28 protein-coding genes are annotated in these 25,799 nt (G+C 69.2%); 11 read left to right on the forward strand and 17 right to left on the reverse strand.

The genetic code is table 11. The features are described from left to right. Positions 1–73: 73 nt before the first annotated feature. The gene (locus tag OG435_RS45830; protein ID WP_266887329.1) at positions 74–925 is read left to right on the forward strand and encodes a DNA ligase; all 852 of its coding nucleotides are present in this window, start codon (positions 74–76) and stop codon (positions 923–925) included. A 108-nt stretch (positions 926–1,033) separates the two neighbouring features. Here OG435_RS45830 and OG435_RS45835 read toward each other — a convergent pair whose 3' ends face one another. From OG435_RS45835 to OG435_RS45890, 12 genes are all read right to left on the reverse strand, one after another. Further along, the gene (locus OG435_RS45835; RefSeq protein ID WP_266887331.1) at positions 1,034–2,026 is read right to left on the reverse strand and encodes an alpha/beta fold hydrolase; all 993 of its coding nucleotides are present in this window, start codon (positions 2,024–2,026) and stop codon (positions 1,034–1,036) included. A gap of 2 nt (positions 2,027–2,028) precedes the next feature. Beyond that, positions 2,029–2,562, reverse strand: coding sequence for a GNAT family N-acetyltransferase (locus OG435_RS45840; protein WP_266887333.1), 534 nt, complete (start codon positions 2,560–2,562; stop codon positions 2,029–2,031). A gap of 328 nt (positions 2,563–2,890) precedes the next feature. Beyond that, positions 2,891–3,202 carry a hypothetical protein gene (locus OG435_RS45845; RefSeq protein WP_266887335.1) on the reverse strand — a complete coding sequence of 104 codons (312 nt, stop codon included), beginning with the start codon at positions 3,200–3,202 and terminating at the stop codon, positions 2,891–2,893. Continuing rightward, on the reverse strand, positions 3,199–3,471 hold the full coding sequence (locus OG435_RS45850) for a hypothetical protein (protein ID WP_266887337.1): 273 nt from the start codon (positions 3,469–3,471) through the stop codon (positions 3,199–3,201). Before OG435_RS45850 ends, OG435_RS45845 begins: the two co-directional genes overlap by 4 nt. 132 nt (positions 3,472–3,603) lie before the next feature. Then, a complete protein-coding gene (locus OG435_RS45855; RefSeq protein ID WP_266887339.1) occupies positions 3,604–4,176 on the reverse strand; it encodes a hypothetical protein in 573 nt (190 codons plus the stop codon). Between the two features lie 84 nt (positions 4,177–4,260). Next, on the reverse strand, positions 4,261–4,590 hold the full coding sequence (locus OG435_RS45860; protein ID WP_266887341.1) for a WhiB family transcriptional regulator: 330 nt from the start codon (positions 4,588–4,590) through the stop codon (positions 4,261–4,263). Then, positions 4,587–4,751, reverse strand: coding sequence for a hypothetical protein (locus tag OG435_RS45865; protein ID WP_266887343.1), 165 nt, complete (start codon positions 4,749–4,751; stop codon positions 4,587–4,589). Before OG435_RS45865 ends, OG435_RS45860 begins: the two co-directional genes overlap by 4 nt. Then, positions 4,748–5,551 (reverse strand): DciA family protein, encoded by an 804-nt coding sequence (locus OG435_RS45870; RefSeq protein WP_266887345.1) that lies wholly within the window; start codon positions 5,549–5,551, stop codon positions 4,748–4,750. The genes OG435_RS45865 and OG435_RS45870 overlap by 4 nt, the downstream gene beginning before the upstream one ends. Next, the gene (locus OG435_RS45875; protein ID WP_266887347.1) at positions 5,548–6,933 is read right to left on the reverse strand and encodes a transcriptional regulator; all 1,386 of its coding nucleotides are present in this window, start codon (positions 6,931–6,933) and stop codon (positions 5,548–5,550) included. The genes OG435_RS45870 and OG435_RS45875 overlap by 4 nt, the downstream gene beginning before the upstream one ends. Before the next feature lie 89 nt (positions 6,934–7,022). Then, on the reverse strand, positions 7,023–7,589 hold the full coding sequence (locus tag OG435_RS45880; RefSeq protein WP_266887349.1) for a hypothetical protein: 567 nt from the start codon (positions 7,587–7,589) through the stop codon (positions 7,023–7,025). Then, entirely contained in the window at positions 7,589–8,431 is an 843-nt protein-coding gene (locus tag OG435_RS45885) for a sortase (protein WP_266887352.1), read from the reverse strand. Before OG435_RS45885 ends, OG435_RS45880 begins: the two co-directional genes overlap by 1 nt. Positions 8,432–8,546: 115 nt before the next feature. Then, positions 8,547–9,749, reverse strand: coding sequence for an MSCRAMM family protein (locus OG435_RS45890; RefSeq protein WP_266887354.1), 1,203 nt, complete (start codon positions 9,747–9,749; stop codon positions 8,547–8,549). Between the two features lie 353 nt (positions 9,750–10,102). Between OG435_RS45890 and OG435_RS45895 the strand changes: the two genes are divergently transcribed. Continuing rightward, the gene (locus OG435_RS45895; protein ID WP_266887356.1) at positions 10,103–10,984 is read left to right on the forward strand and encodes a helix-turn-helix transcriptional regulator; all 882 of its coding nucleotides are present in this window, start codon (positions 10,103–10,105) and stop codon (positions 10,982–10,984) included. A 144-nt stretch (positions 10,985–11,128) separates the two neighbouring features. Here the strand turns inward: OG435_RS45895 and OG435_RS45900 are convergent, their stop codons facing one another. The 3 genes from OG435_RS45900 to OG435_RS45910 form a co-directional block, all read right to left on the reverse strand. Next, on the reverse strand, positions 11,129–11,779 hold the full coding sequence (locus tag OG435_RS45900; RefSeq protein WP_266887358.1) for an HAD-IA family hydrolase: 651 nt from the start codon (positions 11,777–11,779) through the stop codon (positions 11,129–11,131). A gap of 304 nt (positions 11,780–12,083) precedes the next feature. Further along, positions 12,084–13,307, reverse strand: coding sequence for an MAB_1171c family putative transporter (locus tag OG435_RS45905; protein ID WP_266887360.1), 1,224 nt, complete (start codon positions 13,305–13,307; stop codon positions 12,084–12,086). A 103-nt stretch (positions 13,308–13,410) separates the two neighbouring features. Beyond that, complete coding sequence (locus tag OG435_RS45910) at positions 13,411–13,938, reverse strand: hypothetical protein (RefSeq protein WP_266887362.1); 528 nt, start codon at positions 13,936–13,938, stop codon at positions 13,411–13,413. 1,052 nt (positions 13,939–14,990) lie between these two features. Here OG435_RS45910 and OG435_RS45915 point away from each other — a divergent pair. The 4 genes from OG435_RS45915 to OG435_RS45930 are packed head-to-tail and all read left to right on the forward strand — an operon-like array spanning position 14,991 to position 19,013. Further along, the gene (locus OG435_RS45915; protein ID WP_266887363.1) at positions 14,991–15,596 is read left to right on the forward strand and encodes a hypothetical protein; all 606 of its coding nucleotides are present in this window, start codon (positions 14,991–14,993) and stop codon (positions 15,594–15,596) included. A gap of 57 nt (positions 15,597–15,653) precedes the next feature. Further along, positions 15,654–16,211: a hypothetical protein gene (locus OG435_RS45920; protein WP_266887365.1), complete on the forward strand. Its 558-nt coding sequence runs from the start codon at positions 15,654–15,656 to the stop codon at positions 16,209–16,211. 13 nt (positions 16,212–16,224) lie between these two features. Continuing rightward, complete coding sequence (locus tag OG435_RS45925) at positions 16,225–17,448, forward strand: MAB_1171c family putative transporter (protein WP_266887367.1); 1,224 nt, start codon at positions 16,225–16,227, stop codon at positions 17,446–17,448. Then, positions 17,445–19,013: an amidase family protein gene (locus OG435_RS45930; RefSeq protein WP_266887369.1), complete on the forward strand. Its 1,569-nt coding sequence runs from the start codon at positions 17,445–17,447 to the stop codon at positions 19,011–19,013. The genes OG435_RS45925 and OG435_RS45930 overlap by 4 nt, the downstream gene beginning before the upstream one ends. Before the next feature lie 200 nt (positions 19,014–19,213). Here the strand turns inward: OG435_RS45930 and OG435_RS45935 are convergent, their stop codons facing one another. Together OG435_RS45935 and OG435_RS45940 are read right to left on the reverse strand one after the other, a co-directional pair. After that, positions 19,214–19,450, reverse strand: a complete 237-nt coding sequence (locus OG435_RS45935; protein ID WP_266887371.1) for a DUF397 domain-containing protein — start codon at positions 19,448–19,450, stop codon at positions 19,214–19,216. Further along, positions 19,450–20,355, reverse strand: coding sequence for a helix-turn-helix domain-containing protein (locus OG435_RS45940; protein WP_266887373.1), 906 nt, complete (start codon positions 20,353–20,355; stop codon positions 19,450–19,452). Before OG435_RS45940 ends, OG435_RS45935 begins: the two co-directional genes overlap by 1 nt. Positions 20,356–20,904: 549 nt before the next feature. On the opposite strand from OG435_RS45940, the gene OG435_RS45945 reads away from it, so the two are divergent. The 5 genes from OG435_RS45945 (at position 20,905) to OG435_RS45965 (ending at position 25,783) form a co-directional block, all read left to right on the forward strand. Then, a complete protein-coding gene (locus OG435_RS45945) occupies positions 20,905–22,044 on the forward strand; it encodes a transcriptional regulator, XRE family protein (RefSeq protein ID WP_266887375.1) in 1,140 nt (379 codons plus the stop codon). 55 nt (positions 22,045–22,099) lie between these two features. Continuing rightward, positions 22,100–23,104, forward strand: a complete 1,005-nt coding sequence (locus OG435_RS45950; protein WP_266887377.1) for an asparaginase — start codon at positions 22,100–22,102, stop codon at positions 23,102–23,104. 27 nt (positions 23,105–23,131) lie between these two features. Beyond that, positions 23,132–23,596, forward strand: coding sequence for a PPC domain-containing DNA-binding protein (locus OG435_RS45955; RefSeq protein WP_266887379.1), 465 nt, complete (start codon positions 23,132–23,134; stop codon positions 23,594–23,596). A gap of 87 nt (positions 23,597–23,683) precedes the next feature. Continuing rightward, positions 23,684–25,030: a hypothetical protein gene (locus OG435_RS45960; RefSeq protein WP_266887381.1), complete on the forward strand. Its 1,347-nt coding sequence runs from the start codon at positions 23,684–23,686 to the stop codon at positions 25,028–25,030. 15 nt (positions 25,031–25,045) lie between these two features. Continuing rightward, a complete protein-coding gene (locus tag OG435_RS45965; RefSeq protein ID WP_266887383.1) occupies positions 25,046–25,783 on the forward strand; it encodes a 2'-5' RNA ligase family protein in 738 nt (245 codons plus the stop codon). The last annotated feature ends 16 nt before the right edge of the window (positions 25,784–25,799 follow it).

The following is a 25,799-nucleotide window of genomic DNA, read 5'->3' on the forward strand; positions in this document are numbered from 1 at the left end:
CCCGGGCGCAGGGCCGCCGGTCCGCCGCGCGGCGCCGGAGGGGCCGACGCAGGCTGGGGGCATGGAGTTCCCCGTGTCCGTTGCCCTGGCCCAGTCCGTCTCGGTGCTGCCGAGCGGGGAGGGGTGGTGGTTCGAGCCGAAGCTGGACGGCCACAGAACCGTGCTGTGGCGGGAGGAGGGAGGAGTCCGCCTGCAGTCCCGGGCTGGACGCGACGTGACCTCTGCGTGGGCAGATCTCGCCCGCGCGGCCCTGCGGCTGCCCGTCGGCAGTGTGGTCGACGGCGAGGCGGTGATCTACGTCGACGGCCGGATCGACTTCTCCGCGGCGCAGGGCCGAGCCGCCTCCTCCCCCGCCCGTGCGGCGCGGCTGGCCGCCCGGTGGCCGGCGTCGTTCGCGGCGTGGGACCTCCTGTCGCACCCGGATGCGGGCGACGTGCGAGCCCGCCCGTACGTCGAGCGACGAGCACTGCTGCTTGAGGTACTGGAGGGTCTCGGCCCCCCGCTCCAGGTGGTGCCGGCGACCGATGACCGCGAGGTCGCCCTGGTGTGGCACGAGTTGCTGCGGGAGCAGGGGGTGGAGGGTCTCGTCGCGAAGCAGGCCTTGTCGACGTACCGCCCGAGCAGGATCTGGCGCAAGCTCCGGCATGCCGAAACGGTGGATGCGGCCGTGGTGGGCTACACCGGTCCCCCACGGCGGCCGCGGACGCTCGCCGTACGCCTGCCGGACGGCCGCACCGTCCTGTCCCGGGCAGTGAGCGCGCCGGTGGCCACGGAAGCGGCGGCGCGTCTGGCCACCGCGGGTCCGGGACAGACCGCTCGGACGGACTCTGACCAGTCGTACACGGCGGTTGAGACGGGGCTCCTCGCAGAGGTACTGGCCGGCACGACGAGGCACGCGACGGTCACGGTGGCGCGGCTGCGTTGAGCTGCCGCATCGTCCGCGTCCCCGGCTGTGCCCGCTGCAGAGCAGTCCAGGCACCGGGCTGTTCACCCTCTCACGGGGGCCGCGCGCGCCATCGGTCCGCAACGTCGTTCACGTGCCAGTCCTGTCGTTGATTCTGCCGACAACCCCCGGGGGTCCACCTTGGTCGGGACGGTGTTCAGCAGACGTAGGGGTCCGCAGTACGGCCTGGGCCGACTTGCCTCGTGCAGTCCCGCGGTCACGGCGGCTGAGCCGGCGGTTCCAGCGGCCGGCGGCCGGGAGGGCGTCGGCGCATGCTCGCTCCAGTGCGGCAAGGAATTCTTCCGGGTGCTGGGTGGGTAGTCGGTGGCCGCCGCCGGCGACGACGTGAAGCCGGGCGGTGGGGATCTGCGCGGCGAGCCGCAGCGCGTGGATCGGCGGGATGGTCTGGTCTCTCTCGCCGACGAGGATGTGCACGGGGATGCGCCCGAGGGCGTCGAGTTGCTGGGCCACGTCGTGCCGCATGAGGGCCTTGAACCAGTGTGCGGTGTGGTCGATTGGCGGTTGGGTGTACGCGCGGGGCCGGACAATCTCTCGGATGTGGTGGGCCGGCAGGGGGGCGAGAATGCACAGGGCGGCCATCGCGTGTCGGGAGAGTCCGATCAGGCGTTTCAACGGCGGGTGCTGAAGGCCCCAGAGGTCGAGGCCGCCGCTGGTGGTGGCGGCAAGCAGAGCTGCGGTGACCTTGTCGCCGATGAGGTGCGGGTGCTGTGCGGCAAGTGCGAGGCAGGCCATGCCCCCCATCGAGTGCCCGGTGAGGAGAACGGGCAGCCGGCCGGGGGCGGTGGCGGTGATGACGGCCTTGAGGTCGTCGGCGAGGAGCGGGATCGAGGGCAGAGCTCGGCCGGCGGTGGAGTTGCCGTGCCCTCGCTGGTCGTAGCGGACGATGCGGGTGCGCGGGCGGGGAAGCTGCCGGACGTGTTCGTTCCAGACGGAGGCGGCCGCCTGCCATCCGTGGGCCATGATCAGGACCAGGTCGGGGTCGTTGGGGCCGTCGATGTAGAGGGCAAGGCGGGCCCCGTCCGGTCGTTGGAGCGTGGTGTGGGGTTTGGGCAGCGCGGGCATGATCAGCTCCTTTCGGGCAGGGGAAGTACGACGTCGATGACGCCGTCGCTGGCGGCGGGGACGGTGATGCCGCGGCGTCGCAGGATGGCCAGGGCCCGTCGGTTGCCGGCACCGAACATCGCGGTGACGGTGCGGCAGTTCGGGTCGTCGGCGGCCGATTCGAGGGCCTGCGCGGTGAGTTCGGCTCCCAGCCCACGGCCTTGCCATGGGTCACCGATCAGGACGGCGAGCTCGAAGATGCCGGTGCTGCAGGTCTTCAGCAGGTGCGTGACGGCGACTGCGGTGTCGGGGTCGTCCTGAAGGGTGGTGAGCCAGCTGGCGCCGGCCGCGGGATGTACAAGGCGGGCGAACTCGGAAGCCTTCAACTCCCGGCGTCCGGTGGCGTACCGGGCAAAGCGGGAGTGGAGTGAGCAGCGGTGATGCAGGGCGTTCACCTGGTCCAGGTCGCCCAGATTCGCCCGGCGCGTGATGAACGGTGCTGTGGTCAGTGGAGGGTGTTCCGGCGGGGCGTGCGTGACAGTTCCCGGGGTGAACAATCCGCTGCTCCTTGTCTCGTCGAAGGCACGCCGGGGCCGAGACGGCCCGGTGGGAGAAGGGTGGAATTCTGGGCCTGTGGACAGAGTCCGGTGACCGCTACTGGCGGGTCACTTGTGGGCTTGGCAGGGTCAGAAGGGGTGCCAGGGGAACCGACAGGGGGCTGACGATGCTTCGGCCCCGGCGGTGAAGACCAGGACCAGGGATGCGAGGACTTCGTCCACCGGATGGAGGGCGTCCAGCGTCCGGACAAGCCGAAGGCCTTGGTCCGTGCGGAATGCACGGACCAAGGCCTGGGATCTCAAGGTGTCAGCTGCCGGCGGCTAGGGGTCAGTCGGCCCACACGATCCGCAGGATGATGACGAAGCGTTGTCGTGCCTGCGGGTTCTGGGCGGGGTCGTGAATCTGGTAGGGAATCACGGTCGAGCCGAAGGCGGCGACGCGGTCCCATTCCGGGCCGTGCTCGGCGCGGGTGGAGCCGGCGCCGTAGGGATCGGTGGTGATCCGCCGGATCATCGCGTCGACCTCGTCCTGCGGGACCGGGGCGACCGGGTGGTTCGCGAGCTCCTCGTACTGCTGCTGCGCCCGCTTCGACGGTGCCCAGGGCCATGGGCCCGGGGCGGCGTGTGTCGCGTCGGTCACCGGCGTCCCGCAAGGGCCCAGGGCTGTCCGAGCTCAAGGTCTCCGGCCATGGCGGCGTGGCTGTCGGAGTCCAGTTCGGAGTCCCGCGCGGCCACGGCCCGGCCCCACCACTTGTCGCGGAAGGAGGCCACGGCGCCCAGGTCGCCGAGGTCGAGGGAGCTGAGACCTTCCTCGAAGGCGGCGCGCTGGTCGTCCGGGACCGCCGCGCGGATGGCGCGCAGGGTCTTGGACGGGTAGCCGGTCGGCTGCTCGCTCGGTTGGGCGCTCATGTGGCTCCCTGTTCTGGCCGGTGGGCGTGAGGGCCCGTTGCTGGCGAAGGACGTCCGGGGTCATCATCTCACCGGGCTCGGCGCGTGTCAGGTGGCCTGCCCTTCGGACAGGCCCGGCATCGCGCCGCCCGGTCAGCATCCGTAGGCGGTCAGAATCTGTCGGGAGGAATCGTCGGCGGGCTTGAGGTGCCGCAGGCCGCCGTCGACCGCGTTGTCGAGGCGCAGCTTCGGGTGGCCGTCCTCGATCGGGTCGATGAGCATCTGGTTGCGCTCCGGCCCCGGGTAGGTGGTCTGCGTCCGGTCGAGGCGATAGGGGCTGTTGTAGAGGCACCGTCCGGGGCCGCCGAGTTCTCGCTCGTACCGGGCGTGGGCGCGGGGGAAGACCGCCTCGGCCCAGCTCGGAGCCGCGGACATCATGCAGAGGGCGAGGAGGCCGACGGTGAGGCTCTGCCACATGTAGAGCCCGAACCGGGCGAGTATCCGGTGGCCGACCGCGTACAGCGCGAGGAACGGAACCATGGTCGCGGCGCACACGAGGGCGTAGGCCGTTCGCCGGTGGTCGTGGAAGAGCTGTGAGGCGAGGACCATGTGGAAGCTCGTGACCATGAGCGCCACCGCCATGACGGCGGCGAAGACCATGGCCGGCGGTCGGTAGTCAGGGGCTCCCGCCGCGGTACGCGGTGGTTCCAGCCTTCTGAAGAGCATGTCGTCGTTTCTCACTCTCAGCGGCGCGGGCCGCCGATCTGGCCGCGACCCTACCGAAGGTCCGGCGGTGCCCCGGTGGGCGGGTTACGGCTTGGAGGACGAGGCGCTTCGCCCCTGCGGGGAGGACTTCTGGCGCTGAGGGGTGCCGGCAGTCGTCCCCTTGCCGGTCCTGGAGCTCCGGGCGCGCCATGCGCTCGGCGGGAAGCCGGCCGCGGCCCGCTCCGCGCTGGTCTCACCTCCCCAGGTCCCCCACGCGCGGGAGGCGCGGGCGGCGGCGCGGCACGTCGGGGCGAGCGGGCAGTCGGCGCAGAGCTTCTTGGCCGTCTCGGGGGCTGCGTCACCGTGGAAGATCTCGGGGTCCGTGGTGGCGCAGGGCACGAGGGTGTCGGTCCTGTGGGGCAGGTGCTTGATCACTTCGGGTCTCCGGGGAAGCGGACGGCGGCGAGGATGAGCAGGAGGAGGTCACGCTGGGCGTAGAGCCTCTCGAGTTCCGGGTCGGTGATGGTCGACGCGGTGTGGCGGACGGTTGCTTCTTCGGTCGGTGCCGCCTCGGCGTCGGTGGGCGTCGGATTCATCGGGGGGTGTCCGTTCGTTCGGGCAGGGTGCCAGCGCCGGGTGAGGGCCGGCCGGTCGGACGGTGGCGTTCCATGAGGTCGGCGAAGACCTGGTCGGGCTCACGGAAGCGGCGGCTGCCTGCCAGGCGTTCTGCCGCTTCGGCCAGGTCCCGATCGCCGTGCTGTTGCAGCTTGTTGGCGGCCAGGAGGGCTTTGGCCTGCCGGTACCCGGCCGGCGGTTCAGCCCGTACGTATGGCTTCGCCGGCGGCTGAGGGGGTTCGGACCGGATGGACGCATCCTGTGGGCGGCGGGCCGCGCCTGGACCCGCCTCCTGAAGCTTGACCATGATGCTCCGCACCACCTGGAGCTCGCCCTCCCCCTGCCCGGCCGGCTGGCCGGGCTGGCGGTTCCGCTGGAGGAACTGGTTTGCCCGCTGGACGAGTTGGGGTCCCAGGAGGCGGGTCTGCGTGGCCCAGGCGGTGGAGTCCGCGGCCAGGTCGAGCTGTCCGGTGGCTTCATCGAAGCTCACGGCCCGCACGTGGTTGACGAGGTCGGATCCGTCCCCGCCGGCGATCTGCTCCCAGCTGCTGAGGACCGATCCGCCGGCCGCGGGCCGCTCCCAGCCGCGCTCGGTCATCAGGCGGCCGAGCGCCGAGCCGAGGGCCATGGGGTCGCGGCCGTCGCGCCGGCCGGTGCCGCTGCGCCTGGCGGGCTTGCGGGTGGCCGGCCCGCTGCGGGTGCCGAGCTGCTTGGCCCGCTCCTTGGCTGCGGTGAGCGCGACCCGGGCGAGGTCGATGCCGGAGAGCTCGTCGGTGCTCATGAGTGCCTCCACTGGGTGTGCAGCACCAGGCGGCCGGTGCCGCGCAGACGCTGGAGCTGGTCGACCAGGCGATGGGTGAACAGGCGGCGGGCGTAGGGCTCGCCGCACTCGGCGATGGTGGTGCGGATGAGTCCGGGGTCCTTCAGGGCGGCGGCCCGGAGGTCGATGACCTCGTCCCGGGTGAGCTGTTCGAGATCGGCCATCCCGTCGTCGCCGGCGGCGAAGGCGTCGAAGGCGTGGCCGTCGTGAGCCGACGCCTGCAGCTGGGTGAAGACCTCGTCGACCTGGCGGGCGACGGCGCGGCTGGCGGGGGCCTGCCAGTCGCCCAGCCACTCGGCGTGACGGTCCTGCTCGGCGCGGCGGGACTCGCGCCACCAGGTCACGATCTTCTGGCGCTTGGTCTCGGTGTCGTACAGCAGATGGGCGCCGTTGAGCCGGGAGGCGAGGAAGCCCGAGGGGCGGCTCACGTGTCGGGCGGGGGCTTCCTGGCTGACGACGGCGATGACCTCGGCGGCGGTCCATCCGGCGTCCGCGACGTGGCGGACGATCCAGGCGATGCGGGGTACGGCCGCACGGTGCAGCCAGGGCAGCTGCTGGACGAGCTCGTAGGCGAGCTGGTGGCGGCGGCCGACGGCGTTGAGTTTCTTCCGCCGGGTGGTGGGCTTCTTCGGGGAGGGGGACTTGTGCTTCCCGTCCTCGAGCTTGCTCTCAGGGGGAAGCGAATTGATACCGGTAGGAGAAGACGTAGAAGTACTTACCCCCCTTGGGGTGCAAGAAGCGGGTGCCGAAATCACGGAGTTCATCGGGCGGTTGGTGCGCTTTGTCGGATTCTTCTTGAGGCTGCGGCGGGCCTTCTTCCCGAGGCGGGCCATCAGCGTGCGGTGGGGCTCGTCGATGCCGTGGACGGCTCGGATGTAGTCCTCGGAGGGCCCTGTGCGCAGGCCGAGGGCCTCGTCGAAGGTGAGGGGGACCGTGCGGGCGAACTCCGAGGCCCGGCCGCCGATTCCGCTGATACGGGTTCCCTTGGAGAGGTAGGCGAGCAGGCCCGCCTCGCGCAGGAGGCCCAGGTGGTACTGGATCGTCCGCTCGGAGACATTCAGCCAGGCCGCGAGGGTGTCCACACCGGGACGGCACTCCTTCAGGCGTGCCAGCACGACGGCCAGGCGCATCGTGGTGCGTCCGATCCGCAGCGGTCCGTGGGAGCGGTTGTGCGTGCGGGGGCCGTGGTCGTGAAACCAGTGGACGGCCTGCATCCACGAGTAGGCGTCGGGCGCCAGACGGCCCGTGGTGCGGGCGATCCACTGGGCGGCCTCGGGCACGAACAGCTCTCCGTCCGGAGCGGCCCGCAGGGCCTCCGCGGGTGGTGTGGTGAGCGTGGGCACGGTGTTTCCTGGGTGGATTTGGGTGTGGCGGAGTAGGCCCGTGGCGGCACGGGCCTGGGGAAGGGGGCGGCGCTCGGTGCGCCGCGGACTCAGCAGTCGATTGAGAAAGTCATCTGCAGCGCCTCGGCGCAGTCGCCCGGCGCGGCGGGCCGCTCAGGAGCGGCCGGCGCGGGTGCGCGGGTGGTGCGGACGCGGGGGCGGGCCGCGGAACCCGGACGGGCCGGGGTGCGGCACACGATGCGGGGGGAGACCGGGCTCGCCGCTTCTTCGGCTACGAGGCGGGCCAGGCGGCGGACGTTCTTGGGCGACAGGCCGGTGGAGTACCGGACCCGCTGGTAGGAGGCGCCTTGGGTGAGCATCTCGATGGCGAGGATCTCGGCGCGGGCGCGGCTGACGTTGTAGACCGGCCAGGGGCGTGCCGGCTGGATGGTGACCTTGTTGCTGGTCTCCTCCTGGTCCTCCGGGTCCGTCAGTTCCTCGTCCAGGCCCTCCAACACCTCCAGCTCCTCGTCGGGCTCGGCGATGTCGTCCGGGATGAGTTCGGCGCGGGGGCGGCGGACGTTGTAGACCGCACGGGGGCGTGCCGGCTGGATGGTGACCTTCGTGTTCTTCTTCTCCGGTTCCTGGTTGTGCTGGGCGATGTCGGTGTCGTCCATCAGGCACCGCCCCTGGACGAGACGAGGTCCGCCTCGACGACGACCCGCTTGGAGTGGCCGTCCGCCGGCCAGCAGGTCACGAGGGTGAGCTTGGCCGTGGTGGGGGTGGCGTCCGGCTGGCCGGGGACCTGGGCGATCACGTTCACATCGGTCGGCGCGACCGTACGGACTCGGCTGACGGTGTACGTGTAGGTGATGCGGTTCGCGGTGGTCACCGTGATCGCGGCACCGGGGGTGATCCGGTCGACGTCGCGGAAGGCCGGGTCGGCGACGCCGGAGCGGTGCCCGGCGAGCGCGAAGTTCCCGATCTGGCCGGGCTGTTCGGTGTCGGGGAAGTGGCCGACACCCGCGCGCAGCTGCCGGTCGCCGACGCCGTCGTACACCGGCTGTGCCCAGTCCTGGCCGAGAGCGGGGATGCGCAGGACCTCGGTGATGTGCCCGCCGGCGCCGCTGCCGTTGTCTCCGCCGACGGCGTGGTTGCCGCGGGAGGCGGGGTTGCCGCTCTGCCAGTCGGCGAGGGTACGGCTGGCGTCCGTGCGGGCCTTGCCCGTGTGGTCGTCGGGCTTTTCGCCGGCGCTGGTGGGCGCGGCGGAGGAGGTCAGGGGGTCCGGAGCGGACGCCGTGGTCGGGGCGGCCGAGGCGGATGAGTGGGAACGCGGCGTGGCGGCCGCGGGCTGGTCGGAGTCGGCGCCGGCCTGGACGAACAGGAGAGCGGCGAAGGTGAGGCCTGTCGCCGCTACGGCTGCGGTCGCGGTGGCGAGCCGGCGGCGGCTGGGGCGGGAGGTGGTGGGCTCGCGGGAGAAGTCGTCGTCCGGATCGGGTGTACTGGTCGTGCTGCGCATGGGCTTTCCTGCGAGTGAGAGCGGCGAGTGCCGGGCGGCGCGGTGGCGGCGGGCTGGGAGCGGGCCGCCACCGCGGCCTCGGATCCGCGGAGGCGGATGCCGCGAGCGACGTGGGTCAGGCGCCGGTCTGCGGGAGGACCGGGATGGTGACCGGCCTCGGCTTCGGCTTGGGCTGCTCGGGGATCTTGGTGTCCGTGACGGCGACGGAGACCGTCTTGCCGTCGGCGACGGAGGCCTTCTGGTCGGCTGCGAGCTGGTAGCCCTCCACGGCCTTCGCCTCGTGCACGGTGTACGTGCCCGGCGCGAGGTCGGTGACCTTCCAGATCCCCTCGGCGTCGGTCTTCCCGGAGGCGACCGTCTTGCCGGAGGTGTCCTTGACGTCGAACTCCACACCGGCGAGCGGCTTCTTCGTGTCCGAGGCCGTCTTGGTGACCGTCAGACCGCCCTTGAGGCCCTCGGCCGTGAGCTGCACACGGGCCTCGGCGCTCGAGGAGCCGCCGGCGAGGAGCAGCCGCTGGGCCTTCGGGTCGTTGGGGGTGAGGGCGCGCAACTGCGTGGCGGGCAGCGACTTGGCCAGCGCCTTGAAGTCGACCGTGCCGTCCTTGGCCGGGGTGATGGTCGCGGTGGCGACGCCGTCGGCGTTGGTGGTCACGCTCGCCGCGCCGGCAGCGGCGCCGGAGACGTCGAGGTCGAGCTGGATGCCCGGCACCTTGCGGCCGGAGGCCGCGGTGACGTCGAGGGTGACCGATGCCTTCACGCCGGCCTTGAGGGGGCGGTCGACCGGCTTGATGTTGATCTTGTAGGGGCCGGCGAAGAGCTGCGCCTCGTTGAGGTATCCGGTGGCCCACTTCTTGGCGTCCGGAGAGACGTTGGGGTAGCCCAGGCGCTCGAGGGCGCGCTTGCCGTTGGGCAGGGCGTAGGTGGAGCCCGCCTCGAGGTAGGTGTAGACGACGGCGTCGACCGCGGCCGCCTGCTCGTCGCTGGTGGTCTGTCCGTACTTGCCCAGGACGTAGGCGGCTCGGGCGACGTCCTCGGCGGACGCGGTCTTGCCGGTGGCCTTGGACGTCCAGGTGCTGGTCGGCCGGGCGGGCCCGTATCCCGAGGCGGCGTCGGGGCCGGCCAGTTCGGGGTCGGCGCAGTAGGCCAGGCCGTCGACGCCGGGCAGGGTGTGGCCGGGCGCCCCGTAGGCGCCGATGTGTGAGGTGTCCGGCTTGCCGGTGCTGTCCGGAATCAGGTATCCCGGGCCCCACTTGTCCGCAGCGACCGCGTTCGGCGCCAGCAGGATGCCCGCGCCCAGCGCCACCGCCGTGCCAAGCACGATCGGATACCGAAATTTGTGGTGGACATGCGGACGGGCGGAAACTTCTGCAACACTCATGCGGATCTCCGTATCGGGGAAACCCACCGGACCCGGCCATGCAGGTTCCTAGGCCATCATGTGGCTGGGTCCGGTGGACCCGCCCCTGGCAGGAGCGGGCAGTTCATGCTTCGCGCGGGGTCTGGCGGGTACGCATGGCGAGAAGCGGACACCGCAGAGCGACGAGTGGTGAAGCCGTTCATCAGGTGCGATACTGAAACTTACGGTAGATACGGCAATCGATCAAGCCCGTCTATTACAGTGCTCAAGTCGCCGCCCCTGGTTGTCTAGACCACCACCTCGCAGGAGTTCATGTGCCCCCACGCCAGTTCGACGGCAGCCGCGTCCGAGCTGTCCGCCGGGGTAAAGAGCTCAGCCAGAAGCAGCTGGGCGAGATGAACGGCGTCAGCGGCCCGGCCGTCGCACGGTGGGAGAGCGGCCAGGACTTCCCCAAGGGCGAGAAGCTCCCCGCGCTCGCCGCCTCGCTCGGCCAGCCGCTGGATGACCTGTTCCCCCACGACGGCCCGGTGGACCTGCAACTCCTACGCTGCGACGCCGGCCTGAGCGTGGCGCAGGCCGCCGCGGTCATCAGCACCAGCCGCGTGCCCCTGAGCAACGCCGAATCCGGCCGTCGCAGGCTCAACGATGCCTACGTGAAGCCGCTCGCGGACGCCTACGGGGTGACCGAAGCCGAGTTGCTGACCGCGCAGGACCATTCCTTCGGCGTCCGCCCGTCACAGCCCTCCGCCCCGGACGCGCAGTCGGCCGCTCCCCGTACCGTCGAGGAGAAGATCAACTATCTCCTCCGGCACGGGTACCTCGGCCAGACACCGCCCTCTGACGAAGAGATCGCCGGCGCCGTCAACGAACATGCCAGCGAGAGGATCGTCACGGCCGGCGACATCCTCGCGCTCCGCACGGGCGCCGTCACCGACGCCTCCGACGCCGTGCGGGCCGGACTGGCCCATGCCCTCCAGGTCGACGCCGCCCTCTTCCAGGACGACGCGGAGGTGAACCCCGCGGCGCGCGAGTTCCTCGAAGCCCTCCGCTTCCTCGGATCGATTCACCGCAGGGAGATCCTCGGCCTGGCCGCCCGCGGCAACAGCACGGGCCTGTCACCCGGGATGATGGCCAAGATCAACGAAGTCGTCGGGGAGCTGAAGCACAAGCTGCCGGACGTGCAGAGCGGGGAATGACGCCGGCCTCGGAGATGCCGCGCTGGCGTGACGACTACCTGCGCATCGACCCGAGTACGGTGCTCAGGCACAACGACGAAGCCCTGCCGACCCGAACTAGTTTCGGGCCGGCAGGGCTTCGTCGTTGCGCCTCGGGGGCCGCTCTCAATGGGCGTCTGCGAGCTCCACGCCGAACAGCTTCGAGAGCTGGGCGACGGTCTGCTGCGGGTCCGTCGCGTGCACGCCGGCGAAACCGAGCGCTTCCGCGGCCTTGACGTACGCCTCGGTGTCGTCGACGAACACGCACTCCTCGGCGGTCAGGCCCAGCTCCTTCAGCGCGATCCGGAAGAGGTCCGAGTCCGGCTTGCGCATCCGGTGGTGCTCAGAGATCACCACGCTGTCGTAGAGCGCCTCGAGCTCGTAGCCGTCGTAGAGGTCCCAGGGGGCGAGGCCCACGCTGTTCGACAGGATGCCGACCTTGATCCCGGCCCGCTGTGCCGCCGCAGCGGCGGCGATCATCACCGGCTCCGGGCGCAGGTCGGCGAAAATCCGGCCCATCAGGTTGTCCGGGGCGACTCCGAGCTTCACGGCCGCGGCCTCGTTCCACTCGGTCTGGCTGATCGCGCCGCGCTCCAGATCACTGGTCAGCCGGACGCCCTCCTCGTCCTGGTACAGCGCCGCGATGCACGCGCCCTTCGGCAGTCCTTCGCGCTTCTCGAAAGCCAGCACTGCAGGCAGGAGCGGCGAGGTGAAAACTCCTCCGAAGTCGAGGAGGAGGCCGATGGGAGCTTCCGGGGCGGAGGTTTCTTGAGACATGCAGGAACTCCATCAATGAGGATTTGGACGGCGCTCAGATCAGACATCCTCTGCGCGTCGCGTGCCGGATTCGGCGGAACTTGCGGGTGGGACAAGGGGCACCGCCCGTAGCTTCCAACACGGTATCATCCGCATTTTTGCCGGGTCGGAAGTGCCCCGAGTCGGTTAAGACATAGACGGCACCTGCGCCGCCTCTCCCCGTGCGCTTGACAGCGAGATCACGAGAAAGCCGAGTCTTACTGACGGGCACGGGCTTAAAGGGACTGGAAATCTCTCCCTGGCAGCCGGGACTTGTCGCATCAGGTCAAACTTCCAGCTCTGCAGATTGATTCAGGAGGTCGCGAACCTGATCCGTGGTGATGCCGGCGTAGACCGCGCTCACCCGCGTGAGCCAGGCTGCTTCGCTTTCGGTGTCGACGAAGGGTTTCGCCTGCAGCGGCCCTGCAGCGTGCTGGCTGGGTTTGGTGGTGGCAGCGGCCCGGAGCGCCGCCTTGATCCAGTACGCCTCTGCCGCCGGCTCGGGATCAGGGTGTGAAGCAGTCGTGTCCTCCGCAGCGAACAGCAGCCCCTCCGGAGCGTAGTACCGCAGCTGTTCGCAGGCGTCCGCGATGTCCTGAGTCCACCGGTCCAGGTGGACGTCGCTGGGGACACGCATGTGGGCGAGTTCGGTCAGCCGCGATCCGGGCTCGTACAGGCTCGTCCCCGGAAAGGCCGCCACCAGGTCGAACCAGAGCGGGTGGAGCTTGTACAGGGTGCGCCAGGTCCTCCAGCGGGCGGCAGCGGCGCTGGTGGTGGGAATGCTCGCGCCTACCGCAACGATCAGGAACAGAACGTCCATCCATATCACCGTGGCGTTGATCAGCGTCTCCATCAGCGAGGGACGCAGCGGGAACGCGACCGCGGTCCAGATGATGGCGACGCGGGCCATGGTGTGGGCCAACCCCATCCACATCGAGACGGCCATCAGGACCAGCCCGACGCGCATGCTGGTTCTCTCGGCCGTTCGTGCGGCCCTCGTCCACTGATAGCCGCAGACCGCAGTCGTGGTGAATGGGAAGAAATAGAAGACGGTCATGTAGACCGCGGCGCCCCATTCGCCGGAGTGATCAATTATGAAGTTTTCGCTCGGCGTGTCCCGATTCACCACGGTGAAGAAAAGGATCGTAAGCAGAACAACACCTATCGCGCCCGCCCTATACGAAGCGCGGGAGATCCAGCGCGAGACGGCGACATGGCGAGGCACGACAGGCTCTGAAGTTTTTCCATAACTGATCGCGACGTAGGCCAACACCGCCACGACGGCGGCGGTACTGGCGAAGTGACGGAACAGGGTCGTCAGGTCGACGACAGGAATTCGCTCCGCTGCAACCACTGCTGCGGGCGTGTAGAGCCACAGGGCGACAGCGAAGCCGGCGTACCCGCCCCAGAGGGCTCGGCGGTGTGCGTCGCCGTACCGGACGGCCGGGAATCGCCAAACGGCTATGACGGTCATCACCGTCGCGGTGAGGTACTGGAAGAACTCGAGCACGTAGTCCCCTGGGGGTCACGGTTGATGCACCCGTGGTCGGCAGCTGATTGGCGTGGGCGGCGACAGCGTCAGAGCTGGCAGCCCCGCCCTTGGTGACCGCTTCTCATCTGCGGTGAAAGCCGCGCCGCGGTGGGGCGACGGGGTGGGACAGGGACGATTCCAGGAGGCTGACCATGTCGTCGCCCGCGATCGGCTGACGCCGGGCCAGCCGCTTGATCAAGGACGCCGACAGCTCGGCCTGCTTCTCCTCCGGGCTGTCGAAGTTGACCCGCCCTTGGACCAGGGCTGCGGGGAAGCGCCTCAGCACTTCCTGACGAATGTGCTCGGGCACATACCGCTCGATCTCCGCACTCGTCATCGAGGTTCCGTGGTCCAGCCACTCGTGCGCGAGCTCGTGGAGGATGATGTGCTCGGTCTGGTTGCGACTCGATCGCCGGCGGTAGAGCACGATCGTGAACTCCGGCGTCTTGAGCCGAAGGCCGCAAGCCGAGCCGAGCCCCCCGTCCGGATCGTCCAGCGGCAGCAGGCGGATCTGGCGGCTCAGGGCGTGTTCCATGTTGCGCACCAGCGCCTCGACGCTGAAGGGGGCCGGGATGGGCAGGTCGGCGAGCAGCCTCTCGCACTCCTTCATGAGCGCGCGTCGTGCAGGGTCACCACGCCAACGCATAATCGCTCCCTCGAAGTGGACTGCTTGTTCGACGTCCGTGTCCCGACCGGGCGCCTGCACGAGGGTCACCAGCCTTCGACGGCTCGGACCCGAGGTACACGCCGGCCAGGAGGCGCAAGCGCCGGCCGCCGATCTTACTGAGTAGTAGGACAAGTCCCTCTAGCGTGGACGTGCTGCGAAGGTCACCGCAACGCAATACCCACACCACCCGCGCCCACTGCGACGACGTAGTTCAGCCGTGGCACCCACCACTTCATCCGTCCTCCTCCCCCATCGCGCCGATCTTCAGGCGCCCCCAGTTCAACACAAACACACGTTCTATTACTGCGTCGAGTCAGTTCGCCGGCGCGCATGGCTTGATCACCCTCCGTGATCGCGGCCTGGCGTGAGGCGACGCCGCAGCCTTGCGGGACAGCGAGGTCACGAGGCATCCAGGGGTCGCACTACGCGCACCCGCGCCGCCCATGCACACGTGGTAATTTCCGCCTCGCGAACAGAGCTTCTCCCCGTCCGGCGCTATTCGGACATCACGCCGAATCTGGTTACAGATCCCCCTGGACGAGAATCTATCGACCGTCGCGCCGACTGCCGCATAAAGAGAGTACTTGCAGGTCATAAGGCATGACGGGGATGCCTTAGCCTGTTGCCGCAGTCAACTAACACCCATGCGCGAGGAAGGGTTCCATGCGCCCTATCGACATGGAGTCCTGCGACGGACCCGTCATATCGAGGCCCGCCGAAAGAGTCTGCGCCGACAGAGGGTCCCGGTCTCAGCCCCGCCCACCGGAGGTGGAGGTCCGCGCTGCGACCCCGACTTCCCTCCTGGTCCGGACCGGGACCGCTGCCTGCCGCCTGCCCGAGACGCTCAGTAGTCGAACGGCCGAAATCGGATCGGCCGCCCGCCGCGTGGAGGCGTCGGCATGTCGGGATGCTCCGCCCGGCGTTCCCCCGGCCGGCTCGGCGGTCTCGCGAGTCCGCCAGCGTGATCTTCACAGGTGCTTCCCGGTGCTCATGTCGTGGACTTCGCGCAGGTCCAGGCACTTCTCTACGTCTTCCTTACCGACGCGAACCTAACTTTTCGATCAAACAACGTCAACTATAGTTTAGTCATCACCAACAAGGAGCAGCGCATCGTGGCCCAAGCAGGCGAATCACTGGACAGCGGGACGCAGGATCCACCGCACACCGTTCCCGTACCTGGCCCAGGGGCCCCGTTCGCCGACAGGCTCAACTACCTCTTCGACCGGGTCCGGCCCCCAGGGGCCGACGAGTACACCAACGCCCACGTGGCCCGGACCATCTCGTCGTACGGCGACGACAGCGTCACTCCGGCCTACATCGGCCTGCTGCGGAAGGGGCAGCGGAGCCCGACGGTTCCGCTCGTCCCGCTCTTCGCCCGGTTCTTCGGTGTGGAGGGCGGCTACTTCGTCGAGGACGAAGTGACGCGAAGGGTGACATCTCAGTTCGAGTTCCTCAGGAAGCTGAGCCAGGCCGGTGTGAAACAGATCGCACTTCGTGCGATCGGTCTCTCCCCTCAGAGCCTGGGCGAGGTTATGAAGAAGATCGATGACGTGCGGAAACGCGACGGCCTGCCGGACGACCCGGACAGGGACCTGCCGTGACCGGCGTTTACGCTCGATCTTCTGCGGCACCTGAGCCGGCACCCGAAAGGATCTCGCATGTGGCACAGCCGACGTGAGCGCAGGCCCGTCGATGAAGCCGACGAGGTCGAGCGCCGCATCCGGGCCTTCATCAAGGAGCTGGAGCTTCCTCCAGTCGACAGTGTCCTGGAGCTGCTGCCGTTCATGGCGGAGCGGATGCAGCGCGACATCCAGCTCATGCCCTTCGTGCCGGACCGCTCGGACCCCGATGCCCTGGACCCGTCGTCCCCGTGCGGGGTGCTGATGTCGACGGACGACACCGACTTCCTGTTCTTCGACAACGGCGTCAGCCCCGCGTACAGCGAGATCACCGCCGGCCACGAGTTCGCCCACATGCTTCTGCACCGCGACAGGAAGTCCTCGCTCAGCGTCGAGAACCTCGGCGGCCTGATCACGGACATCGACCCGTCCACCGTCCGGCTCGTTCTCGGCCGGAGCCGCTTCACCGAACCCGACGAGTTCGAAGCCGAGATGTTCGGCACCCTCCTCCAGGAGCATGTGAGCGCCTCTCGCGCCGCGGTCTCACGCCGCACCTCCCAGGAATCCGACCCCATAGCCCGCACGCTGCTGCGTTGACCGAGTAGGGCCCGTGAAAGACATACTCCACCCCCTGTGCCTCGCGATCGCCGGCACAGGGTTCCTCTTCCTGCTCCGCGACTTGGGCAAGAGCCGCCGCGACCACGCGCTGGTCGCCCTGGCCTTCACCTACGGCTTCAGCGCCCTCAGCTACGCCGTCTCCCTCACCTGGGTCTGGCTGCTGATCGACCGGACCTTCGGGATCATCAACATCAGCGTCCCGCTCGCCCAGAGCTGCGTGATCCTGGTCTTCGCCCTCCAGGCGAGCGTCCTGGCCTACTGGTCGAAGCCACCGGCCGAAGCCGCACGCCGAACACGGCACCTCCTCATCGGGGCCGCCGTCGTCATCGCCGGGATGGCCATCCTGTTCGCCCTGCTCACGCCGGCGACGACACGTCCCTCAGACTTCGCGACGTACTACGCGCACGACCCCTTCTACCAGGCCTACGTCCTGCTGTACTTCGGCACGTACACCGTCGCCGAGATCTACCTCGCACGGTCCTGCTGGAAGTACGCCAAGAGCGCGACGAACCGGTCCATCGCGATCGGCCTGCGCCTGATCACCGTCGGCGCCCTCATCACCCTCGGCTACAGCAGCATCCGCATCAGCGCCGTCATCGGAGCCGAGGTCGGGTTCTCCGTCGAACACCTCAACGCGTTCGCGTGGGCCTGCGGCGACATCGGCGCCACCCTCACGCAGATCGGGTACTTCCTGCCCACCCTGTCCCGCCGAACCGCCAGCTTCCGCGAGTGGACAGCAGCACACATCCGCTACCACCGCCTGCGCCACCTCTGGGCAGCGCTGGACCAGGCCGACCCCGGCATCACCCTGCGACGCCCGGCCCCGCAGCGCGCCGACGTCCTGCGCGGCCGCAGCGCCCGGTTCCCCCTGCTGCGCCGGCGTACGGAGATTCGTCAGGGCCAGAAACTCCTGCGCCGCTACCTCGACCCGGCAACCCGCCTCGAGTCCGAGAGCCGACGCGGAACCGAGGGACTTACGGATGCGCGCCTGGCCGCGGCCGTCACCGCCGACCAGATCCGCGACGCCCTGCTCCGCCACCGGGCGAACAGCCCCGTCGTCGGAATCCCGGCCGCCTACGCCGACGCTGAACTACCGCTCCCCACCACCGAGGACGAACTGCGCCATCTCCAGCGGGTCGCCACGTTCTTCACCCCGCCCCGGCTGGAAACCACCGCCGCTTCCGACTCCCCCACCACCACAGGAGCCCGTTCGTGATCCTCCGCCGCACCATCCTCGCCGCTTCCACAGCCCTCGCCGCGGCGACCGTGATGACTACCCCCGCCGCGGCCCGATCCCGCACCGGTGCTCCCAAGCGACTGGGAGCCCTCCACATGGCGCCCGCGCGCGAGCAGGTCGCCGCACTTCGCCAGGGCAAGATCAGCAGCCGTGATCTCCTGGAGCAGTACCTCCAGCACATCGCGACAGGCAACCCGGCCCTGAACGCCGTGATCACCCTCGACGCCGCCGGGGCCCGCGCCGCCGCCGACAAGGCCGACCGCCATCTCGCCGACACCGGCAAGCCCATCGGCCCCCTCCACGGCCTGCCGATGACGGTGAAGGACGCCCTGGAGACGAAGGGGATGCGCACCACCTGCGGGTCCCCCGACCTCAAGGACCACGTCCCCGCCGAGGACGCTGACGCCGTCGCGCTTCTGCGCGCCGCCGGCGCCATCATCATCGGCAAGACCAACGTGCCGACGATGTGCGCGGACCTCCAGACGTCGAACCCGCTCTTCGGTAAGACCAGCAACCCCTACGACTCCACGAAGACCGCAGGCGGCTCCTCCGGCGGCCCGGCCGTCTCCGTCGCCACCGGCTTCTCCTCCCTCGAAGTCGGATCCGACCTCGCCGGATCACTCCGGCTGCCGGCCGCCTACTGCGGCGTCTACGCCCTGCGGACCTCCCGCGGCACCAGTCCGATCGTGCCGACCCGCGGCCACATCCCGCGCCTGCCCGGCTGGGCCACCAGCAGCGACATGCTCTCCCTCGGCCCGATCGCCCGCACCGCCGACGACCTCGACCTCCTCCTGGACGTCCTCGCCCAGCCCGCTCCCGCCGACCGCAGCGGATGGAAGATCGCCCTGCCGGCCCCCGCGAAGAAGAAAATCGGACAGTACCGCGTCGGCCTCTGGTCCGACGACGCGTACTGCCGCGTCGACGCCGGCACCCGCGACCTCATGGGCCAGGTCGCCGCCGCACTCCGCAAGGCCGGCGCCAGCATCGACGACGCGTCCCGCCCCGTCGACTTCAAGGACAGCGACTTGCTGTTCACCCGGCTCATGTACGCGACCGCCTCGGCCACCGCGACCGAGGAGTCGTTCGCAGCCGACGTCGAGGCCGCGAACAAGATCCCCGCCGGTGACCCCGCCGGGCTGTACCTCCACTCCCGCACCATGCGCCACCACGACTGGCTCGTCGCCGACGAGAAGCGCCGCCAGCTCGCCGCCGCGTGGGCCAGCTACTTCGCCGAGCACGACATCCTCATCACCCCGGCCACACCGACCGCAGCCGTCCCGGACCAGACCAGCGTCCCCGCGCCGCAGCGCGAGATCCGAGTCGACGGCCAGAAGCGCGGCTACTACGAGCAGACCAGCTGGCTCAACTTGACCAGTCCCATCGGCCTGCCCTCACTTGTCGTCCCCGCCGGCCAGACCGAGGACGGCTTGCCGCTGAGCATCCAGATCGTCGGCCCGTACCTGGGCGATCGAACGGTTATCGCAGCCGCCCGGCAAATCGTCCAGCTGCTTCCTCCCGTGCAGACGCCCGCGCGGAAGAGGTAGCGCACAAACCTCGCGGACGGCGGTCGAGTGACTTGCCGAGCGCTTCATCCAGATACTTCCGGCCTGCCTGGAAATGCCACACAAGGCCCCGTGGTCCTCAGCTGAGGACCACGGGGCCGAGTGCTCTAACTAGCTAGGTACTGCGGAACTACGCAGACGGTCGTGGCAGCGGCCTCGTGCTCAGCGGGTCGCCCCGCGAGTCACAGGTCGAGCACGAAGTCGAACTCGCCGTCCTTCACCCCCAGCAGCCAGGCCTTGGCCTCGCCGGGGGTGTAGACGTGCGGGAGGCGATCCGGGTTCTTCGAATCGCCTACCAGGACGAAGCCGTCCTGCGTGCCGACCCTGACGCAGTCGCCCCCGCCACCGCTGTGCGAGGACACCACCCACTCCACGGCCGACAGATCGAACTCGGAGGGGGCGGGCTTGCTCTTGCTCACTACTTCTCCTTGATCATTTCCTCGATGAGGACGCGCGTGTCAGCAGAGCTCAGAGCCCGCTTCCATAGATCGGTGAATACTTCGTCGTAGTAGGCCACGTCATCGGGTTGGTCGAAGTAGACCGACCTCTTCGCGAGCTCGCACCAGACAACGTCCCTGGACGCCTCGTCGAACCCCATTAGAACGAACGGCCCAGCAAGGCCTGGGTGGCTCCCGATACTGTCCGGCAGCACGCGGATTTCAATCTTCTCCTCCTGCGACACACGCAGGAGGCGCTCGAGCTGCCCGTGCCGGACCTCTTCGTCGCCCACCTTGCGACGCAACGCTCCCTGTTCGAGCAATGCCTGGAACTCGCGAAGCGGACTCCCGCCGAAGACCTGCTGTTGCCGATCCATCCGGACGTCGACGAGACCGCGGACATCCGCTGCACTGAGTTCGGGGCGCATGCTCGCGATGGCATGTCGTGCGTAGAGATCCGTTTGGACAAGACCCGGCGTCAGGTGCGGTTGATAGTTCCGGATCCGCGACGCGCGCCTCTCCAGTTGGAGGTACCCCTCGAACTTCATCGGTCCGAGTAGCGCTGCGTGGCGTCGCCAAAGCGCCGGCCGACGTCGGCGGCCGGCTGGAGTCGTGTCCACGCTCAGCAAGCCGAGCACGTACCGTCGCGTCTCGGGTTCGGCCCCGTACAGGTCGAGCAGGGCCTCTACGAGTTCGCTCGGCAGTGTCTTCTGCCTGCCGTTCTCGATCTTGCTCAACGTGGAGACGTTGGTCCTGATGCTGCGTTCTCGCATGAGGAGTTCGACGGTCGCGCCCTGAGTCAGGTCGCGGCGCTCTCTCAACTCCTCCAGCCGACTGCCCACTTCGCTGTGCGTGAGTGACCAGGGGGCCTCGTTCGCATCCGCCATGGTGGCCAGTGTGGCGGTCGGTCCGGCTTGCGACAACCAATTCTATGAAGAAAATTTCTAGGTTGTGTTGCGCAGGGCACAGATGGAGGAGCATCCTGACCGAGGTCACGATCTGTGTTGTTGGTGTCGCGCCGTGTGGGATGTGTCCGCTCCACCGTGAGAGCCGCGCTCCGTAGCTGTTCGAGGAGGGCCGTGTTGATGCCCCACCCCAGCTTGTTCCACGTCTTACTCGTGGAGCGCCGGTGGGACCAATGGAGCTCGTTCTGCCTTCGGTTCGAGCGAGCCGCCCGTGATCTGGCGCGGGAGCTGGGCAGACCGAGGCTGGCCAGTGTCACTGTGTCGCGGAAGAGTTTCCACCGGTGGGCGAAGGGCGACTGGTACGGACGGCCCTGGCCGGACACCGCTCTGATCCTCGAACATCTCTTCAAGGTCCCGGCAGCCGACCTGTTCAGCCCGGCACCGGCTCCTGCGTCGGCAAGCGCTCCCGAGGGCGGAGCCTTGAGCGCCTCCGTACTTGTCGCAGAGCAGTGGCCTACGAGCCGGTTCTTCATGGGGCCCGGAGAAGCGGTCGGCGGGTGGGAGTTGGCCGGTCGGCAGGCCCTGGACGGCACGACAGCGGCTGTTGCCTTCCGCGCCGCCACAGCTGCAGGTTGCCTCGCCCACCTGGACGCCGGCGACGCGGGAGCGCTGGATGAGTTCCTCCGACCAGCCCGTCGCGGCTTTCTCATCGGCGTCGACGGCCGGGAGTCCCCACAGCTGTTCGTCGTCGACGCCGCGATCGCCCGCCGTGAAAGAGCGGCATCGGCTGGCCAAAGTGCGTCAGCCCTGCCGAAAGCTCACTTACTGGACGACCTCACGTACGGCTTGGTGTGGTCCCTCGTCCAGTTGGACGACGGCCTCCTGGCCGACGACTTCGCTCTGGAGCAAGAGCAGAAGGTGCTGGAAACGTACCTCGATCTCCCGCGATCGGCCCCCAGCCGCAGGACCGTTCCTGACCTCACGAAGGCAGGCGCCCAGTGGCTCGGATCCACCTACTGCGCCCGCCACATCATGCGGCGGCTGGACGGCCTGACGGATCCCCCGGCCTTCTGGACCCGTGAGCAAACGGGCGAGCAGGCCTCCACCTGGCTCTGGCTCAGGCACAAGGCTGACTACCTCAAGGCCGTCTCGGCGCGCTATGCCGGCTCCGCCCCGCTCTCCCGCGCCTTCTGCATCCCCGAGATCGAGGTGAGCCGCAGCGGCAGGTACGAGCGGATCCTTTTGCTGCTGGCGATCGCGCTCATGGAACTGCACGGGGTCCGTGTGGATGTGCTGACCAAGCCCGAGTACTCCCACGTCGACGGCTTCGTCCTCGTCCCCGGGCAGCGAGCCGTGGTGGCCAACTGGGCGCGGACGGACGAGGAGATCTGGGCTGTCGACACCGTCACTCGGCGGCCGGCCCTGCGGGAGTACAGCGAGGCCCTCGGCGAAGCGCGGGAGCACAGCGTGATGCAGGGCCCCGACCCGGAAGTCCGGCTCCGCTCCATGGCCGGATACCTGGACATCGACTGGGTGTGGCTGGTCGAGCGGTCCCGTGAGATGAGCGAATGCGGCACGGCGAGCATCGTCCGCCCGCGCAGCCGGCACCTGACCGTGGAATCCCTCGACGAGGTGTTCGCCTTCCTCGCCTCTCTTGCCCCGGACCGCTGAGAAGTCCGACGCTGCTTCCGCACTCCTTGATCCGCTTCTTCGAAAGGTTGCCCTCATGGACCCCAGCCCTCGGGCCCAGCTCCCCTCCGCTCTGGTTCTCTCCCTTGGCGGCACTATCGCGATGGCGGCCCCGGGAGCAGGACACGGCGGCGTGGCGCCCCGGTTGACCGCCGAGGACCTCGTCGCCGCGGTTCCGGAGCTCGCCGAGGAGGCCGAGCTGGAGCTGCGGGACTTCCGAAAGATCCCCGGAGCGTGGTTGGAGATCGACGACATCGCCGCTGTCGCCGAGCTGCTCAACAAGCAGGCCGCGGCGGGGACGACCGGGTTCGTGATCACCCAGGGGACCGACACCCTGGAGGAGGTTGCCTACCTTCTCGACCTGCTGTACGAGGGGGCGGCGCCCGTCGTGGTTACCGGCGCCATGCGCCACGCGCAGATGGCGGGGGCCGACGGTCCGGCCAACGTCCTCGCCGCGGTGCGCACCGCCGTCAGCCCCCAGGCGCGCGAGATGGGTGTCCTCGTCGCTTTCTCCGACGAACTGCACGCCGCCCGCCACGTCCAGAAGATTCACAGCACCAGCCCGTCGGCCTTCTCCTCGCCCGGTGCCGGCCCGGTCGGATTCCTGATCGAAGGCCGGCCGCGGTTCCAGTTCACCCTGCCGCGACAGCCGCGCGTCGAGCTGCCCCTGATCCGCCCCGCCTCCGTCGAGGTGATCGAAGCCACGCTCGGAAGTGAGGGCGCCTTCCTCGACGCAGCGAGCTCCCTGGACGGCCTGGTCGTCGCGGCCTTCGGCGCTGGCCACGTACCCCGGACGTGGGCTCCGCGGCTGGGCGACTTGGCATCCCGTTTCCCGGTCGTCCTCACCTCAAGGACGGGGGCGGGCAGCGTCCTTACCGGCACTTACGACTTCGGCCCGGGCTCCGAGACCGACCTCCTGGGCCGTGGCCTGATCAACGGCGGGCGGCTTGAGCCGCGGAAGGCCCGGCTGCTTCTGCTGGCGCTGCTGCGCTCCGGCGCCGATCAGCCCACGATCCAGGCCGCGTTCGCGGCGCACCGCTGACCCACCGAGACCCACGATCGGATCATCATGCGCGCCACCGAGATCACCGTCGGCCGGACGTTCGCCGTCGTCTTCGAGCACGGTGAGGACTTCTACGAGGCCCTGGACGGCTTCTGTCGCGAGGCCGGCGTCCGGGCGGGCCACCTCACCTTCATCGGCGGCTTCAGTCATGCCCGGCTGGTGGGGACCTGCGAGCCCTTGGAGCACCCAGAGCGCCCGCTGTGGAAAGAGGTCGAAGTCGAGACCTTGGAGGTCCTCGGGAGCGGGACGCTCGCCTGGGACCCCGAGCAGCAGCGAGTCACCCCCCACATCCACATCTCCGCAGGGCTCAAGGCGGACTCCGCCGACGGACGCACCAGCCACCTGCTGGGCGCGACCGTGCAGTTCCTCGCCGAGGTCGTCATCAAGGAGTGGACCGCCCCGGAGGTGACCCGCCCACGCGACCCCGGCCTGTACGACGTGCCCATGCTCACGTTCGGCCCGACGGACTGAACACCCCGGCCAGCGCCGGCCGGAGCCGCCGGACCTGGCCCGGGACACAAGCATCCATCCGGAACCCACCTGAAGGGGGGGAGGCAGGTGCACACCACCACCCGATTCGCTCTCCTGGTGCAAGAACGGCACTGGGACTCCTACGAGGTCTTCTGTATCCGCTTCGCCAGCGCGGCGACTCGAGCAGCCGAGAAGGAGAACAACCCGCGGCTCGCGCGTACCGACATCGCCCGCAGCACCTATGCCCGCTGGATGGGACGCAAGGGCGCCATCACGAGCACCCCCCGCCGTGATGCCGCCCTGGTCCTTCAGCACATGTTCAACATGTCGCCCGAGCGGCTCTTCGAACCCATCGATGCCGGTTCCTGGAGCTCAGGCCACCTCAACGCCAGCCCTGCCGTGCCCGCGGATCCCCTCGGATTCGACGACCCCCTGACCATCGTGGGCCAGACGCACAAGCTGACCAGCTCCAACGCCGACGACCCCATCCTCGGCATGGTGAGGGGCACGATCGCCAGCATCGTGGCCCGTTACGAGACGCTCGGGCCCCAGCATCTGGCGGGGGAGGCCAGGATCATCCGCGAGACGCTGCACGGCATCCTCGCCGGCCACCAACCTCCCCGTACGAGGACGGAGCTCTTCCGGCTCGCATCGCAGGCCTCGGGACTCCTCGGATACATGGCCGTCAACGCCGGCGCCCGCTATGAGGTGGTCGACGCCTACTGCTCGGAAGCCGAGACCTTGGCCCGGGAGGTCGGCGAGGTGGCGATGGAGATGTGGGCGAACGGCACCCGCTCACTCGGCCTGTACTACCAGAAGCGGTACGCGGACGCCGATGACGCCGCTTCTGCCGGCATCGCCCTCGCCCCGAGCCACCCCCAGGCCATCAGACTGCTGGTCAACGGCCGCGCCCGGGCGCTCGCACGCACCGGCGATCGCGCCGGGGCCGAAACAGCCATCGGGCACGCCCTTGAACTCTCCGACCGCCAGACGTCACTCCCTGACGGCCTGACCTCGTGCATCAGCTTCGAGCCCTACTCCATGGCACGCTCCCTCGCCAACGCCATCACCACCCGGCTCTCCCTCGGGGACACCGCGGAGGTCCTGGCCCACGCCGACCAGATCGAAGAGCTGATCGAGCACTCCCAGTCCGAGTGGAGCCGTGCCCTGGTCGGACTGGATGTGGCATCCGCGCTGCTGAAACAGGGCTCGCCCGAGATCGAGCACGCCATGGCGCGTGGCCGTCGTGCCCTGAGATCCGGTACAGGCCGGCCGATCAAGTCCGTCTGGGAGAGGGCCGTCGAGCTCTACCAGAACGCCGAGCGGTGGCACGACGAAGCCGACGTGGGGGACTATGCCGAGGAACTGCGGACCTGGCAGGCCCAACCGCAGGTCGGCCTGATCGCCGTCGGCTCGCCGTCGCTCGCACCTTGACCCCCGAGGAGTTTCGTGTCACCCGAGCTGGACACCGATCCCAGCGCGTTTCCCAGCGCGCCGCCTGCCAGCCTCGACGATCCCGAAGTGATCGTCGAGAACGACTGGCGCGCGTTCCAGGAGGTCGAGCGAACGACCAATCACTGGGACCGGCCCGGGTGGTCGGATGAGCAGCGCTCGTACTACTGGATGCACACGTTCCCGGACCCCGGCGAGCTGCTGCAGCGGACGGAACACTGCCAACACGTACTGCAGCATCTGGGTATGGACCCCGTACCCGCCGACGGTCTGCACGTGACCGTGCTGCGCGTGGGCGCAGCCGACCAGGTTTCGACCGCGCAGCTGGAGCATCTCCTCGACCTGACGCAGGAACTGCCCGTCACCGCCTTCCACGTCCTCGCTCACCCTCTGGCCGGCTCACGGGGCGCTGTCCGTTACAGCCTTACGCCGTGGAAGCCGCTGATCCGCCTCCACGCCGCGCTTCACGCCGTGGGAAAGCAGGCCGGCGTCCCCGGCGGCGCTCCGACGACGGCGTTCCGTCCGCATCTGGGCATCGCCTACAGCAACCGAGAGCGATCCGCGGCTGCGGTCATCGACGCCGTCGCACCTCTGCGGTCTCTCCCGCCGGTACCGCTGCACTTCACGGCCGTGGATCTCGTGGAGCTCCGCCGCCAGGACCGGGCCTACCGCTGGCGAACCATCCGGTCGGTTCCCCTGCCTTCCGTCGGCCCCTCACGGGCTCCGTCTGCTTGATGGATCGCACGATGAC

The sequence above is a fragment of the Streptomyces sp. NBC_01264 genome, from assembly GCF_026340675.1.
Classification (GTDB): domain Bacteria; phylum Actinomycetota; class Actinomycetes; order Streptomycetales; family Streptomycetaceae; genus Streptomyces.

What these genes read in the sequence shown, in the direction of transcription:
- OG435_RS45910 (WP_266887362.1), bottom strand. Translation starts at nt 13,938, where the DNA reads ATGAAGGAGTGCGAGAGGCTGCTCGCCGACCTGCCCATCCCGGCCCCC.
- OG435_RS45940 (WP_266887373.1), bottom strand. Translation starts at nt 20,355, where the DNA reads ATGGCGGATGCGAACGAGGCCCCCTGGTCACTCACGCACAGCGAAGTG.
- OG435_RS45950 (WP_266887377.1), top strand. Translation starts at nt 22,100, where the DNA reads ATGGACCCCAGCCCTCGGGCCCAGCTCCCCTCCGCTCTGGTTCTCTCC.
- OG435_RS45900 (WP_266887358.1), bottom strand. Translation starts at nt 11,779, where the DNA reads ATGTCTCAAGAAACCTCCGCCCCGGAAGCTCCCATCGGCCTCCTCCTC.
- OG435_RS45885 (WP_266887352.1), bottom strand. Translation starts at nt 8,431, where the DNA reads ATGCGCAGCACGACCAGTACACCCGATCCGGACGACGACTTCTCCCGC.
- OG435_RS45865 (WP_266887343.1), bottom strand. Translation starts at nt 4,751, where the DNA reads ATGAATCCGACGCCCACCGACGCCGAGGCGGCACCGACCGAAGAAGCA.
- OG435_RS45850 (WP_266887337.1), bottom strand. Translation starts at nt 3,471, where the DNA reads ATGAGCGCCCAACCGAGCGAGCAGCCGACCGGCTACCCGTCCAAGACC.
- OG435_RS45880 (WP_266887349.1), bottom strand. Translation starts at nt 7,589, where the DNA reads ATGGACGACACCGACATCGCCCAGCACAACCAGGAACCGGAGAAGAAG.
- OG435_RS45870 (WP_266887345.1), bottom strand. Translation starts at nt 5,551, where the DNA reads ATGAGCACCGACGAGCTCTCCGGCATCGACCTCGCCCGGGTCGCGCTC.
- OG435_RS45945 (WP_266887375.1), top strand. Translation starts at nt 20,905, where the DNA reads ATGGGGCCCGGAGAAGCGGTCGGCGGGTGGGAGTTGGCCGGTCGGCAG.
- OG435_RS45955 (WP_266887379.1), top strand. Translation starts at nt 23,132, where the DNA reads ATGCGCGCCACCGAGATCACCGTCGGCCGGACGTTCGCCGTCGTCTTC.
- OG435_RS45835 (WP_266887331.1), bottom strand. Translation starts at nt 2,026, where the DNA reads ATGCCCGCGCTGCCCAAACCCCACACCACGCTCCAACGACCGGACGGG.
- OG435_RS45855 (WP_266887339.1), bottom strand. Translation starts at nt 4,176, where the DNA reads ATGCTCTTCAGAAGGCTGGAACCACCGCGTACCGCGGCGGGAGCCCCT.
- OG435_RS45920 (WP_266887365.1), top strand. Translation starts at nt 15,654, where the DNA reads ATGTGGCACAGCCGACGTGAGCGCAGGCCCGTCGATGAAGCCGACGAG.